This window comes from Pseudopedobacter sp., from assembly GCF_040392825.1.
In the GTDB taxonomy this organism is placed as follows: Bacteria; Bacteroidota; Bacteroidia; order Sphingobacteriales; family Sphingobacteriaceae; genus Pseudopedobacter.
In genome coordinates, this window is record NZ_JBEBVH010000103.1 from 1 (window position 1) to 12,940 (window position 12,940).

Genomic DNA, 12,940 nt, shown 5'->3' on the forward strand with positions numbered 1-12,940 from the left:
TGTCTTATACTAGATTATCCTTACAAAAACCGGATATATAAACGGTTAAATACTTACAAAAACACGTTTTCTATTATTTCATTTTCGGGATAATAGCCACCGTCAATCGACTAATACAAGTCATCTTTCCTTCATCATTATACAGCTTGATATCCCAAACATGAGTTTTGTTTCCAACATGAATGGGCGAACATACTGCCGTTACAACTCCTGAAGAAACTGGACGTAAATGGTTCGCATTTATTTCTAAACCAACGCCCATCAATTTTTCGGGGTCGATGATCAAATTACTTGCAATGCTCCCAATACTTTCTGCCAAAACAACCGAAGCCCCTCCATGTAAAATACCGGCTGGTTGTTTTGTTTTTTCGTTCACCGGCATGGTAGCTTTCAGATAATCGTCTCCTATTTCGGTATAAGTTATTCCCAACAAATTAGCCAGATAAATAGACCGCTCATTAATTTCTTCTACACTATAGTTTTTAAACCAAATCATATGATTTATTTGTTTAGATATCGTTGCTTCAATACATTGAAATGATGTTCAACATGCCCGGCAATAATATATAACAAGGCTCCTACCGAAATTGTGTTATCCGACGCAGTCCCTTTTTTTCTAAAATCACTTTCAGACAACGATTTGTAGAAATAAAGATTAGCCTGACGCATTAATAAAAATTCATCTACCAGATCCATATAAGTTCGTTTAGATAAATCGAGGTTTTCTACGTACAAATCCTGGTCAAACCCGGGTAAAGCCGTTTGGTCATTCCGGGCAATACGCATTGCTCGGTAGGCCATTACTCTTTCTGTATCTATTAGATGCCCTATAAGTTGCTTTACAGTCCACTTTCCTTCGGCATATGCATATTCATATTTTTCTTCCGGAATTTCCGCTAAAAAATCGTCTATTTCATTTTGTTGGTTCTTCAGTTTTCTAATAATATCCTGGTTTCCTACTGCTTTAATATACCCCTCATAATATGGAGAATATTCATTACTCATTGGATAGTACATATTTCGTATTGCTTTTAAGTATGATTCTAAATGTTGTTCCTTTCCCAATTTCGGAATCTTTCACAAAAACAGAGCCTTTATGGTAATTTTCTACCATTCTTTTGGTGAGCGATAAGCCCAGTCCCCAGCCTCTTTTCCGCGTAGTATAGCCTGGTTGAAAAACGGTTTCAAATTTATATTTCGAGATTCCTTTTCCCGTATCCGTTATATCTATAATCACTTGTTTCTTCGCCGGATTACCTTTAATGTTAATAGTTATATCTCCATGCCCCTCAATAGCATTTACAGCATTTTTAAGAATATTCTCAATAACCCAGTCAAAAAGCGGGACATTTAAATAAGCTTCTATCTGCTGATCTCCGTGTATATTGAAGTTTATTTTATCTGATATCCTGATTTTAAAATAGTCGACAAATTCCTTGATAACATCGTAAACTTTATGGCTGCTTAAAATAGGTTTTGACCCTATTTTCGAAAATCTGTCTGCGACCACCTCCAGTCGTTGGACATCATTTTCCATTTGGGCAATCAGATGCTGATCGTCATCACTTAGCTTGTCCTTAAGCAGCTCTAACCACGCCATCAGGGAAGACACCGGAGTCCCCAATTGGTGGGCTGTTTCTTTAGCCATTCCCACCCACACCTGGTCTTGTTCTGATTTCCGCGAAGAGTTGAAAACAGCATAAGCCAGTAATAAAAACACCGCTATTAGCGATAGCTGGATATACGGGAAAACCCTTAATTGAGTCAGTAAATTACTATCCTTATAATAGACCAGATTTTTTTGCCCATAAAACTCCAGTGGTATAGGCTTATGTTGCGATTTCATCTTCCGCAGCTCTTTATTAAAATAATCCGGATCGTGTATTTTATGTTCTTCTACTTCAAAATAAGTTTTTGTAGTATCTAAGCCCTGGTAAGTTATGATGGAATCCTTTTCGTTAGTTACAATGGCCGGTACAGGCAGGCTATCTCTGATAACAAAAAGAAAATTCATCATCTCGTCATTATCCGTTTCAAACATCGTCTTTAAACTTTTCGCCCAAAGCTCTGCTCTGGTGCGTTCTGATTTGGCTATATTCTTAACCAGAAAATCTGTATATGCCAAAGAAGATACCGCTATAACGATAGCAAAGGACAGTAAGAAATATTTCCAGCGACGGTTATTTTGATAAGGGTTCATATAGACTATAACATGACACCTATATTTTTAGTATGATATAGATAAAATGAAGCTGTCTAAAAAGCGGAAAACGATAAGCTTTCCAGACAGCTTCCTTAAATATTCATTATAATATGATTCTTACTTCTTCTTAGAAGGATTGTTCTTGTTTTTCAAATTGGCTTCTGCTTTTTCCTTCATTTCTTTACGTACGTCTTTCATCAGCTTCAATTTATAGAACAAACTTAAGCTAAAAGAAGCGACACATAGAATAGGGACAAAATAATTACCAAGCTGATAAGCTTTTACCCCAACAATTACCGAAAAAATAATCAGCAGATTTAGAATGACATTATAGGCTACCTTTTTTCCCATAAGTTCCTAATATACGCTTAGTTCAGGGTCAATCTCTGCTGCCCATGCCAATATCCCGCCTGTTAAATTATATACATTCGTATAACCGCTCTGTTCCAGCTGGTTTAAAGCAGCTGCACTCCTTGCTCCGCTACGGCATTGCATAACAACGGGTATATCTTTTGAAATCTTGTCTTTTTCTAAAAGAACATTGGCTAAAGGGATATTCTCTCCACCCAAATTTGACATCTCATATTCGAAAGGTTCACGAACATCGATTAACTGGAATTCTTTTCCTTCGTCTTGCCATTGCTTTAGTTCACTTACTGATATCTCTTTCATACAGATTCATTTATTATATATTCTCAAAATTAGGAAAATATAATGCAGATTACCCCATTTCGAATTATCTTTTACAAAAAAAACAGGAAATAAAAACAAGCCTTAATCACTTTTATTGAAAGTACGACCCAACATTTCGGATTATAGCTGTTAAACGGTAAACAAGAACATTCTTAGAACGTTTCTAAATTAGAAATTGTCTTTTACATAGCCCAAAGCATTTGCCTAGTTTTGTCAATTAAATATAATTTTTTAAGCGGTAAAAAGTTCTTAAATACAAACAAATGAGCAATTTTTCAAAAACGTTTTCTTCTACACTTGGAAGAAAACTGATTCTGTGTTTAACAGGCTTATTTCTATGCGCTTTCCTTATTGTGCATTTGATTGGAAATCTCCAGTTATTTGCGAACGATGGGGGATACGCATTTAATAAATATGCCTATTTCATGACCCATTTTACACCAATTAAGGTTATTTCTTACTTGCTTTATGCCTCTATTTTAGTGCATACCATCTGGGCAATTATCATTACTTCGAAAAATAAGGCTGCCCGCCCTGTTTCTTATGCAGTAAAAGGCGCAAACGGAAGTATATGGTCTTCCAGGAATATGGGGATTTTAGGAACTATTATTTTCCTGTTCCTTGTTATTCACATGAGTAATTTCTGGTATAAATACCACTGGGGAGTAACTCCGTATGTAGAATACTCAACAAATTTATCTACAGGAGAGACTCAGGTAAAAGAAATTACAGAAGCTGAATACGGCAACCAGTACGCTACCTACGTTGATAACGGCGTCGAAGTAATTAAGTCTAAAGATTTATATAGAGAAGTAGCTTTTGCATTTTCCAATCCGGTTTATGTTTTATTCTATGTATTGGCCATGGCTGCTTTGGCATTCCATTTATTACATGGTTTCCAAAGTGCATTTCAAACATTAGGCTGGGATAATAGCAAATACAAACCATTGGTTAAGTTCTTAGGCGTTTGGGTATTTTCTATTGCTATTCCTATTGGATTTGCAATTATGCCTATCTATTTCTTGTTATTTAAATAAAGGATTGTTCATAAGCTTATTTATAAAGGCTTATTAAAATATACACAAAATGAAGTTAGATGCTAAAGTTCCATCAGGCCCGTTGGCCGAAAAATGGGATAAATATAAATTCGACCTTAAACTTGTAAATCCTGCCAACAAAAGAAAATACACTGTTATTGTTGTAGGTACGGGTCTTGCAGGAGCATCTGCTGCTGCATCTTTAGGAGAGTTAGGTTACAATGTAAAAGCTTTTTGTTTTCAGGATAGTGCAAGAAGAGCGCACTCTATTGCTGCTCAGGGTGGTATCAACGCTGCTAAAAACTATCAAAACGATGGCGACTCTACTTATCGATTGTTTTACGATACGATTAAAGGTGGAGACTACAGAGCAAGGGAAGCCAATGTTTATCGCCTGGCCGAAGTATCAGTAAATATTATCGACCAATGTGTAGCTCAGGGAGTTCCTTTCGCTCGCGAATATGGAGGTTTGTTAGATAACCGTTCTTTTGGTGGTGCACAGGTTTCCAGAACTTTTTATGCTAAAGGACAAACCGGACAACAGCTCCTTTTAGGTGCTTATTCTGCTTTGAACCGTCAAATTAAAGCTGGCAAGGTAAAAATGTACACTCGTACAGAAATGCTTGATGTTGTGACTGCCGATGGAGCTGCTAAAGGTATCGTTACCAGAAACCTGGTTACCGGAGAAATAGAAACTCATGCAGGTCATGCTGTTTTGCTTTGTACTGGCGGTTACGGGAACGTATTCTATTTGTCAACAAATGCAATGGGTTCTAATGTTACAGCAGCCTGGAGAGCTCATAAAAAAGGTGCATTCTTTGCAAATCCTTGCTACACTCAAATTCACCCTACTTGTATTCCTGTAACAGGAGATCATCAGTCTAAATTGACATTAATGTCAGAATCGTTAAGAAATGATGGTAGAGTTTGGGTTCCTAAGACCAGAGAACTGGCAGAAAAAGTTAGGAAAGGTGAATTAAAAGCTAAAGATATTAAAGAGGATGACAGGGATTACTTCCTGGAGAGAAAATATCCTTCTTTCGGAAACCTGGTTCCGCGTGACGTCGCTTCCAGAAACGCAAAACAAATGTGTGATGACCAACGTGGTGTTGGCAAAACTGGTTTAGCGGTTTACCTTGACTTTGCTGACGCGATTAAACGTTTGGGCAAAGATACTGTAGCGGAGAAATACGGAAACTTATTCGATATGTATCTACAGATTACTGACGAAAATCCGTACGAAGTTCCAATGAGAATTTATCCTGCGGTTCATTACACAATGGGTGGACTTTGGGTTGATTATAACTTAATGACAACAGTTCCCGGATTATACGCTTTAGGAGAATGTAACTTCTCTGACCACGGTGCTAACCGCTTAGGAGCTTCTGCATTAATGCAGGGTTTGGCTGATGGTTACTTCGTAATCCCTTACACTATTGGTGACTACCTTGCTAAAATTGGTCCTGCTAAGGTTGACGAATCCCATCCGGCTTTTGCAAAAGCAAAACAGGATGTTATTGATTTAACAAATAAACTTTTATCTCTTAAAGGAACAAAAACAGTTGACGAGTATCACCGTGATTTAGGCCACATCATGTGGGAGTACTGTGGTATGGCTCGTACAGCAGAGGGCTTACAAAAAGCAAAAGCTTTAATTGCTGAACTGAGAGCTGATTTCTGGAAAAACGCTATTGTTCTTGGTGAAAACGAAGAAGTAAACCAATCTTTAGAAAAAGCAGGGAGAGTTGCTGATTTCTTAGAGTTAGGTGAATTAATGGTCGACGATGCCTACAACAGATCTGAATCTTGTGGTGGTCACTTCAGAGAAGAAAGCCAAACTCCTGAAGGGGAAGCTTTAAGAGATGATGAAAACTTCGCTTATGTATCAGCCTGGGAATATACGGGCGACAATCAGCCAGAAGTGCTGCATAAGGAAGAGTTGATTTTTGAAAATGTTAAATTAACACAACGTAGTTATAAATAGTATTGCGTAAAGCGTATTGAGATATGCAAAATGTCTCAATACCCAATACTCAGTACCCAATACTAAAAGATATGAGTGCACATATGAATCTGACGCTGAAAGTTTGGCGTCAAAAAAATAGTCAGACTCCTGGAAAATTTGTTACTTATCAAGCGAACAACATTGCAGACGATATGTCGTTTCTGGAAATGCTTGACGTTGTTAACGAAGATCTGGTAAAAAAGAAAGAAGATCCTATACAATTTGATCACGATTGCCGCGAGGGTATCTGCGGTATGTGTTCATTAATGATAAATGGTTCTCCGCATGGACCAAAACAAGGAATTACAACTTGTCAGCTTCACATGAGAAGTTTTAAAGACGGCGATACTATTGTGATTGAACCATGGAGAGCCGCCGCATTCCCGGTTTTAAAAGACTTAACCGTAGATAGAGGTTCTTTTGAACGAATTCAACAGGCCGGTGGTTATGTTTCTGTAAATACCGGTGGTGTTCCAGATGCTAATACTATTCCAATTCCTAAAAGGATTGCTGATGAGGCATTTAGTTCTGCCGAGTGTATTGGTTGTGGCGCTTGCGTTGCTGCATGTAAAAATGCATCTGCAATGCTATTCGTTTCTGCTAAAGTTTCTCAATACGCTTTATTGCCTCAGGGACAAACAGAGCGTTACGAAAGAGCTATTGCAATGGTAAATCAAATGGACGAAGAAGGATTTGGCGGATGTACCAATACTTATGCCTGCGAGGCAGAATGCCCTAAGGGAATTAAAGTTACCAATATTGCCCGCATGAACAGAGAGTATTTTAATGCAAGATTTATAAAAGGGTAAGTAAATCTTATATAATATTTTACAAAGCCTGAAGGTTTTCTTCAGGCTTTGTTATTTACCGATTATTTTATACCGTTTACCGATTATTTACCCCTTTTTCCCTAAAGGGGATTATTCTATTTACGTAACAATATTACCTTCGTATTGTTAAAGTTGGAAATTATGGAAGATCAGGCAGATTATATTACCCACCACAAACCCGAACATAACAATAGAGCTAAAGTATTCTTTGGGCTTACTTTAGCGATTGTAGGTGCTTTATTGCTCTCCAAAAAATTTGGATATGAGTATCCGGACTGGCTTATCACCTGGCCTATGTTATTAATTCTGATTGGAGTTGGAAAAATTATCAGAAAAGGTTTTTCTCATTTATCCTGGCTTCCTTTCATTCTGATTGGGGGTCTTTTTCTGGCAGAAAAAATAGATCCTTCGTTTGAGGTAAGCAATTATATTCTACCGATTATTCTTATAACTGCTGGACTTTTTATAATCTTCGGTAGAAACAAAAATCCGGAAGCGTGTATAAGGAGACGTCATAAATTTAAAAAAAAATATCGTCCATCTGTAACTGCCGAAGGCCAGGCAAATGAAGATATTATTGAAAGTATAGCAATTTTTGGCGAGATAAAAAAAACCATCTATTCGCAAGATTTTAAAGGCGGTGAAATCATCACCATTATGGGCGGTGCCCAGATAAACTTAAGCCAGGCAGATATAAAAGATGTTATTGTTATAGAAGCTGTACAGATTTTTGGCGGTACTAAATTAATTATCCCCCAAAATTGGGAAGTAGTAACGGAAATGGCGGCAATTTTTGGTGGAATACAAGATAAAAGAGACTTCTATTCAAGTGAGATAGACAACAGGAAAAAAATCATTATTAAAGGAGTATCGATTTTTGGTGGAATCGATATTAAAAACCACTAAACTTTTAGCTATGGAATGGTATTCTGCAAAAATAGTTTATCAAATAACCAACAATCAGAACGATATTGTTCAGTTTGATGAACAGGTAAGGGTAATAAATGCTATTAATAAAGAATTAGCCTATGAGATAGCAAACCAACTAGGCTATATTAACCAGGAAAAAGTAATTACCGATACGGGGGCTGTATTAAGCTGGGGCTTTATTGCTGTTACAGAAATAAAAAGCATTGGCGAGGTGAAACACGGCGCAGAAGTATTTTCCTTAATTAAGGAATTTCCTAAAGAGCGTTTTATAGAAGAAACTAATAAAAAAGCTGAGTATTTAAAAAATACGTTTCAGCTTTCTTTAAATATTACGGCATAGTTAATTTCGCCTATGGCTTATTCGCAGATTAAAAATGTAGGGTTTAAAACTTCATTCGCTCTTTTATGGGCAATGTGTTTTGTCCTGCATATTTTTACTGTGAATGCTTTAGGTTTCGACTTAAAAACCAGCTTTATCGATGCGTCTCTTTTTTTCGCTGTTATCTCTGCAGAATGTTGGTTAGTATCTCGTTCTCTAGCCTACTATCTGCCAGAAAACAGCAAATTATATGTCATCATCGGGTGGAGCTTCACTTTGGCGGTTCTTAGCAATATTTTTATTTATTTTATTGCTCCTTTAATAAACAATCAGGAACAAGCTTATCTCCAATATTTAAACTCGTCTTTTTTTATTAAACTGGCTTTCTCTTTTTTACTAATAGGATGGATCTCGCTAATTTGTGTGTTTTGGTATGATAAACAGGAAGAAGAAAAATTAGAAGAGCGCAGACGAGAAACAGAAAAACTCAACAAAGAGGCGGAATTGACTTCACTAAGAGAAAAGCTTCAGCCTCATTTTTTATTCAACAGCCTCAATTCCATCAGTTCACTCACATTTTCACAGCCGGAACAAGCGAGAAAGATGATTCAGCAACTATCTGATTTTTTAAGAGGCACAATAAAAAAAGATGATCAGCTTACACGCCTGTCTCAGGAAATTCAGCATCTTGGACTATATTTAGATATAGAGAAAGTACGTTTTGGATCGCGTTTAAACACCAATGTTTCATGTCCGTGTGAAATTGAAGAGTTTTACGTTCCTAACATGATTTTACAACCTATTGTAGAAAATGCAATAAAATTTGGACTTTACAATACGCTTGAAGAAATAGAAATATCTGTTACATGTATATTGGAAGATGATTTTCTTGTAATAGAAACCCGAAACCCTTTTGATCCGGAAACTTCTCCTCCTAAAAAAGGGCTGGGCTATGGTTTAGAAAATGTAAAAAGAAGACTTTTCTTATTATATAATCGCAATAATCTGCTAAAGACAGATACTAAAAACAATATTTTTATAACCCGTATACTTATTCCTTTACCATGACTCCGGCAATCATCATAGACGACGAATATCTCGCCCGAAACTTGATTCAGGAATACCTGAAAGCTTATCCGAATATTGAAGTAGTTGCAGAATGCGAAAATGGGTTCGATGCACTAAAAGCCATTAAAGAATATCGGCCTCAACTGATCTTTCTGGATATACAAATGCCAAAAATCACAGGTTTCGAAATGTTGGAACTTTGCGATAGCAGACCTGAAGTCATATTTACTACTGCGTTTGAAGAATATGCAATAAAAGCTTTTGAAGCCAGCGCAATAGACTATCTTCTAAAACCTTTTAGCCAGGAGCGCTTCAATAAGGCGGTACATAAATTCCTGGCCGCACAAACAACTTTTCAAAAAATAAAAGCTTTAACTGAAGAAGCGACTCTTTCTATTGGACAAACGGAAAGGGTAGTTGTAAAAACCGGAAACCAAATAAAGATTATCCCTTATTCGGATATTATATTTATAGAAGCCGCAGACGATTATGTAAGCATTTACACTAAAGATGAGGTATTTCTAAAAAATAAAACAATGGCATTCTTCGAAAAATCTTTGGATCAGCAATCTTTTGTAAGAGTACACAGATCTTATATTGTAAAAGTCAACCAGATATTAAAAATAGAACCGTATGAAAAAGACGGACATATTATTTTACTGAAAACCGGATACAAAGTTCCGGTAAGCAGGAGTGGTTATCCTAAGTTAAGAGCTGTTTTGGGATTGTAATTAAAAGGTTGGAAGCTTAAATATCACATGTTAAATGAATAAGAGATTTATTATCTCTAAGTCAACCAAACTAATTATATAGATTAAGAAATTCCTGTTTTTTTACCTCTATATTGTAAACGTTAGACTTGAGATGGAATTTATCCAATACTTTTGTTAAACACCAAGGGAGACCTAACATTATCAATAGAGTCTAATTCAATTTAAAAGGAGCTATTAAATCAAACTTAGGGATATTAACCCTTATCATTTCATTATCAATCAGTCTCCTCATTTCGTAATCGCCATGCATCGTACCCATATCTGTCTGTAGATTACATCCTGATACATATTCATGAACTTCTCCCGGAGCAATTACTGGTTGCTGGCCAACAACACCTTCACCTTCTACCTCACGTCTGCTTCCATTAGAATCAAAAATATACCAATGTCTCCTCATTAATTGAACAGAATAAGGGCTTAAATTCTCAATCTGAATTCTATAAGCGAACATAAAATGCTCATTTGATGGATTGGAATATTCCGGCTGGTAGGTGGTTTCAACAGAAACTTTAACTCCGTCTGTAATTTGTGCTACCATATTTTCTGACATTTAGTGCAATTGAAATTACTATAAATATCTAAAAATCAAAAATTAAACCAGAACTGTATCAAATTTGTTTCGAATATCATTTAATACCTCTTCAATGTCTTCGATAGTCTCTAAAGACACCAGTTTCATTCTGTATTCTTTAAAATTAGGAACTCCTTTAAAGTAATTCGAATAATGTCTTCTCATTTCAAAAATTCCGGTTTTCTGTCCTTTCCATTCTACAGATTTTTGTAAATGAGTTAAACAAACATCAACACGTTCGTCTATAGTAGGTCCTTCCAAATGCTTTCCGGTTTCAAAAAAATGTTTAATCTCTCTAAAAATCCAGGGATAACCAATGGCCGCTCTTCCTATCATAATTCCATCCACCTCATACTCCAATCGCCAGTCGGCCGCTTTAATCGGTGAATCAACGTCACCATTTCCGAAAATCGGGATTTTTATTCTTGGATTCTTTTTTACTTCTTTAATTAAAGTCCAGTCTGCTTCGCCCTTATACATTTGCGCTCTGGTACGGCCGTGAATAGACAGTGCCTGAATACCAACATCCTGCAATCTTTCTGCTACTTCGTAAATATTCTTCGTGTTATCATCCCACCCTAATCTTGTCTTTACAGTGACTGGAAGATGCGTAGCCTTAACCACTGCTGCAGTCATTGCCACCATTTTATCTATATCCTGTAATAAAGCGGAACCCGCACCTCTGCAAGCTACATTTTTTACAGGACAACCGTAATTAATATCAATGAGATCCGGATTAGCTTGCGTAGCAATTTCAGTGGCCTCGAACATATGGTCAATATCACTGCCGAAAATCTGGATTCCTATCGGGCGCTCATATTCAAAAACATCTAATTTCTGTCTGCTTTTAGCGGCATCTCTTATCAATCCTTCCGAGGAAATAAATTCGGTGTACATTAAATCTACTCCGTTTTGCTTACAAACATACCGGAAAGGAGGATCACTGACGTCTTCCATAGGCGCTAACAGCAAAGGGAATTCTCCTAAATCTATATTTCCAATTTTTACCGACATTTTAATCCAATTGACTATATTGAATGCAAAATTACAAAATATGAACGACAGTCTTCATTCCCAGGATAAGCATCCACTATACGACCTGTTACTTCTTACATTTTTCTGTTTTTTGGGCGGTATGGTATTTTCTTTTCTGGGAGTTTTGATTTTCTCTATATTTTTTAACGAACAGTCTTTGTTGGATGTAATCTCAGGGGGGCAGCTGTATCAAAACATCTATTTTCTAAGATGTGTTCAGATATTCAGTTCGATAGGAATCTTCATCTTTGGCCCGGTTCTTTTTACTGTTTCCAAAAAATATCCGTTTACGAATTACTATCAATTCTATAAGCCAACAAATCCAATACTAATTATTTTAAGTATAACTGTTCTGTTTGCTGCATTACCTTTGATTGAATGGTTAACGGCATGGAATAATAAAATGGTTTTACCTGAATCTTTAAAAGGTATAGAGATTTGGATGAGACAAAAAGAAGATGAGGCTATGACGTTGACAAAACAGTTGCTGATCATGAAAAGCTATACTGATTTTGCAATCAACTTGCTCATGATTGCCATTATACCAGCCATAGGAGAGGAACTCCTATTCAGAGGAGGCATACAGCAGATTTTCGGCAAATGGTTTGGAAACCCTCATATTGCTATTTGGTTAGCTGCCATCATTTTTAGCGCTATACATGTGCAATTCTATGGTTTTATCCCCAGAATGTTTTTAGGGGCTCTTTTTGGTTATCTTTTGTTCTGGGGGAAAAGCCTCTGGTATCCTATTATCGGACATTTTATCAATAATGGTTCTGCAGTTATTATGGCCTTTATCTATCAGCAAAACGGCAAAGGTATAGAGGAAATAGAGAAGACAGACAATTTTCCTGCCTACGGATACCTTTTTAGTGCATTATTTACCTTAGTTTTGCTCTACAACTTTTATCAAAAAAGCAGAAACCGTGTATGAGTCAAACGTGGGTCAAGATTTACACCTCACAAGATTTTATGAAGTCTGAAATTGTAAGACAGGTCTTAATTGATCATGAAATAGAGGCTGTATTAATGAACAAACAAGATTCGTCTTATAAATTTGGTTTTGTTGAGGTTTATATCCATCCTGATAATTTTGATAAAGCTATAGAAATCATCATCCAAAACGAACTTTAATGAAGACCAGAGCAATAACCGGTTTTTTCTTTATTATTATTATGTTGGGTTCTTTATTAACGGGACCTTATGTATTTGCTTTGTTTTATACCATACTGGGTTTCCTTTGCTTAATAGAGTTTTATAAATTAATCACAAAAGCAGGGATCAAACCAAATTTAGCCATAGGGGGATTTATTGGCGGATTGTCTTTATGTTATTACGCATATGGATGCGTTTATGGCTTCGGTAGGACGAATTTTGTGATATTGCCTGTCCTGGCCTGTCTGGTTTTTATATTTCAACTTTATCAAAAAAGCAAACAGCCATTTACAGATATTGGCTACACTTTTCTGGGGATAA

Annotated in this window: 17 protein-coding genes; 10 read left to right on the forward strand and 7 right to left on the reverse strand. The window is 36.4% G+C overall.

Annotation, left to right across the window (positions count from 1 at the left end):
* Positions 1 to 73: 73 nt before the first annotated feature.
* From ABWO41_RS08995 to ABWO41_RS09015, 5 genes are all read right to left on the reverse strand, one after another.
* Positions 74 to 496, reverse strand: a complete 423-nt coding sequence (locus ABWO41_RS08995) for a hotdog fold thioesterase (protein ID WP_353136701.1) — start codon at positions 494 to 496, stop codon at positions 74 to 76.
* A 5-nt stretch (positions 497 to 501) separates the two neighbouring features.
* A complete protein-coding gene (locus tag ABWO41_RS09000; RefSeq protein WP_353136704.1) occupies positions 502 to 1,017 on the reverse strand; it encodes a DinB family protein in 516 nt (171 codons plus the stop codon).
* The gene (locus ABWO41_RS09005; RefSeq protein ID WP_353136707.1) at positions 998 to 2,200 is read right to left on the reverse strand and encodes a sensor histidine kinase; all 1,203 of its coding nucleotides are present in this window, start codon (positions 2,198 to 2,200) and stop codon (positions 998 to 1,000) included. The genes ABWO41_RS09000 and ABWO41_RS09005 overlap by 20 nt, the downstream gene beginning before the upstream one ends.
* Positions 2,201 to 2,320: 120 nt before the next feature.
* Positions 2,321 to 2,554: a DUF6358 family protein gene (locus ABWO41_RS09010; RefSeq protein WP_353136710.1), complete on the reverse strand. Its 234-nt coding sequence runs from the start codon at positions 2,552 to 2,554 to the stop codon at positions 2,321 to 2,323.
* A 6-nt stretch (positions 2,555 to 2,560) separates the two neighbouring features.
* Positions 2,561 to 2,875, reverse strand: coding sequence for a rhodanese-like domain-containing protein (locus ABWO41_RS09015; RefSeq protein WP_353136713.1), 315 nt, complete (start codon positions 2,873 to 2,875; stop codon positions 2,561 to 2,563).
* Between the two features lie 284 nt (positions 2,876 to 3,159).
* On the opposite strand from ABWO41_RS09015, the gene ABWO41_RS09020 reads away from it, so the two are divergent.
* The 7 genes from ABWO41_RS09020 to ABWO41_RS09050 all read left to right on the forward strand — a co-directional run bounded on the left by ABWO41_RS09020 (position 3,160) and on the right by ABWO41_RS09050 (position 9,816).
* Complete coding sequence (locus tag ABWO41_RS09020) at positions 3,160 to 3,933, forward strand: succinate dehydrogenase cytochrome b subunit (RefSeq protein ID WP_353136716.1); 774 nt, start codon at positions 3,160 to 3,162, stop codon at positions 3,931 to 3,933.
* A gap of 49 nt (positions 3,934 to 3,982) precedes the next feature.
* Positions 3,983 to 5,917 (forward strand): fumarate reductase/succinate dehydrogenase flavoprotein subunit, encoded by a 1,935-nt coding sequence (locus ABWO41_RS09025; protein WP_353136719.1) that lies wholly within the window; start codon positions 3,983 to 3,985, stop codon positions 5,915 to 5,917.
* Between the two features lie 71 nt (positions 5,918 to 5,988).
* A complete protein-coding gene (locus tag ABWO41_RS09030) occupies positions 5,989 to 6,747 on the forward strand; it encodes a succinate dehydrogenase/fumarate reductase iron-sulfur subunit (protein WP_353136722.1) in 759 nt (252 codons plus the stop codon).
* Positions 6,748 to 6,909: 162 nt separating this feature from the next.
* Positions 6,910 to 7,674, forward strand: a complete 765-nt coding sequence (locus ABWO41_RS09035; RefSeq protein WP_353136725.1) for a LiaF transmembrane domain-containing protein — start codon at positions 6,910 to 6,912, stop codon at positions 7,672 to 7,674.
* A 10-nt stretch (positions 7,675 to 7,684) separates the two neighbouring features.
* Positions 7,685 to 8,038 (forward strand): DUF4288 domain-containing protein, encoded by a 354-nt coding sequence (locus ABWO41_RS09040; RefSeq protein WP_353136728.1) that lies wholly within the window; start codon positions 7,685 to 7,687, stop codon positions 8,036 to 8,038.
* 12 nt (positions 8,039 to 8,050) lie between these two features.
* Positions 8,051 to 9,085, forward strand: a complete 1,035-nt coding sequence (locus tag ABWO41_RS09045) for a sensor histidine kinase (RefSeq protein ID WP_353136731.1) — start codon at positions 8,051 to 8,053, stop codon at positions 9,083 to 9,085.
* On the forward strand, positions 9,082 to 9,816 hold the full coding sequence (locus tag ABWO41_RS09050) for a LytR/AlgR family response regulator transcription factor (RefSeq protein ID WP_353136734.1): 735 nt from the start codon (positions 9,082 to 9,084) through the stop codon (positions 9,814 to 9,816). The genes ABWO41_RS09045 and ABWO41_RS09050 overlap by 4 nt, the downstream gene beginning before the upstream one ends.
* Before the next feature lie 193 nt (positions 9,817 to 10,009).
* Here the strand turns inward: ABWO41_RS09050 and apaG are convergent, their stop codons facing one another.
* Both apaG and dusB read right to left on the reverse strand, forming a co-directional pair.
* Positions 10,010 to 10,396: a Co2+/Mg2+ efflux facilitator ApaG/CorD gene (apaG, locus tag ABWO41_RS09055; RefSeq protein ID WP_353136737.1), complete on the reverse strand. Its 387-nt coding sequence runs from the start codon at positions 10,394 to 10,396 to the stop codon at positions 10,010 to 10,012.
* Between the two features lie 54 nt (positions 10,397 to 10,450).
* Positions 10,451 to 11,443 (reverse strand): tRNA dihydrouridine synthase DusB, encoded by a 993-nt coding sequence (dusB, locus tag ABWO41_RS09060; RefSeq protein ID WP_353136740.1) that lies wholly within the window; start codon positions 11,441 to 11,443, stop codon positions 10,451 to 10,453.
* Positions 11,444 to 11,483: 40 nt separating this feature from the next.
* On the opposite strand from dusB, the gene ABWO41_RS09065 reads away from it, so the two are divergent.
* The 3 genes from ABWO41_RS09065 to ABWO41_RS09075 all read left to right on the forward strand — a co-directional run.
* Positions 11,484 to 12,398: a CPBP family intramembrane glutamic endopeptidase gene (locus tag ABWO41_RS09065; RefSeq protein WP_353136743.1), complete on the forward strand. Its 915-nt coding sequence runs from the start codon at positions 11,484 to 11,486 to the stop codon at positions 12,396 to 12,398.
* Positions 12,395 to 12,598: a putative signal transducing protein gene (locus ABWO41_RS09070; RefSeq protein ID WP_353136746.1), complete on the forward strand. Its 204-nt coding sequence runs from the start codon at positions 12,395 to 12,397 to the stop codon at positions 12,596 to 12,598. Before ABWO41_RS09065 ends, ABWO41_RS09070 begins: the two co-directional genes overlap by 4 nt.
* Positions 12,598 to 12,940: phosphatidate cytidylyltransferase (locus tag ABWO41_RS09075; protein ID WP_353136749.1), on the forward strand; the 343-nt coding region annotated here is incomplete at its 3' end. The genes ABWO41_RS09070 and ABWO41_RS09075, both read left to right, overlap by 1 nt.

Coding starts and splice junctions, on each gene's coding strand:
- ABWO41_RS08995 (WP_353136701.1), bottom strand. CDS start 496: ATGATTTGGTTTAAAAACTATAGTGTAGAAGAAATTAATGAGCGGTCT.
- ABWO41_RS09065 (WP_353136743.1), top strand. CDS start 11,484: ATGAACGACAGTCTTCATTCCCAGGATAAGCATCCACTATACGACCTG.
- dusB (WP_353136740.1), bottom strand. CDS start 11,443: ATGTCGGTAAAAATTGGAAATATAGATTTAGGAGAATTCCCTTTGCTG.
- apaG (WP_353136737.1), bottom strand. CDS start 10,396: ATGGTAGCACAAATTACAGACGGAGTTAAAGTTTCTGTTGAAACCACC.
- ABWO41_RS09035 (WP_353136725.1), top strand. CDS start 6,910: ATGGAAGATCAGGCAGATTATATTACCCACCACAAACCCGAACATAAC.
- ABWO41_RS09020 (WP_353136716.1), top strand. CDS start 3,160: ATGAGCAATTTTTCAAAAACGTTTTCTTCTACACTTGGAAGAAAACTG.
- ABWO41_RS09015 (WP_353136713.1), bottom strand. CDS start 2,875: ATGAAAGAGATATCAGTAAGTGAACTAAAGCAATGGCAAGACGAAGGA.
- ABWO41_RS09030 (WP_353136722.1), top strand. CDS start 5,989: ATGAGTGCACATATGAATCTGACGCTGAAAGTTTGGCGTCAAAAAAAT.
- ABWO41_RS09045 (WP_353136731.1), top strand. CDS start 8,051: ATGGCTTATTCGCAGATTAAAAATGTAGGGTTTAAAACTTCATTCGCT.
- ABWO41_RS09025 (WP_353136719.1), top strand. CDS start 3,983: ATGAAGTTAGATGCTAAAGTTCCATCAGGCCCGTTGGCCGAAAAATGG.
- ABWO41_RS09040 (WP_353136728.1), top strand. CDS start 7,685: ATGGAATGGTATTCTGCAAAAATAGTTTATCAAATAACCAACAATCAG.
- ABWO41_RS09005 (WP_353136707.1), bottom strand. CDS start 2,200: ATGAACCCTTATCAAAATAACCGTCGCTGGAAATATTTCTTACTGTCC.
- ABWO41_RS09000 (WP_353136704.1), bottom strand. CDS start 1,017: ATGTACTATCCAATGAGTAATGAATATTCTCCATATTATGAGGGGTAT.
- ABWO41_RS09050 (WP_353136734.1), top strand. CDS start 9,082: ATGACTCCGGCAATCATCATAGACGACGAATATCTCGCCCGAAACTTG.
- ABWO41_RS09070 (WP_353136746.1), top strand. CDS start 12,395: ATGAGTCAAACGTGGGTCAAGATTTACACCTCACAAGATTTTATGAAG.
- ABWO41_RS09010 (WP_353136710.1), bottom strand. CDS start 2,554: ATGGGAAAAAAGGTAGCCTATAATGTCATTCTAAATCTGCTGATTATT.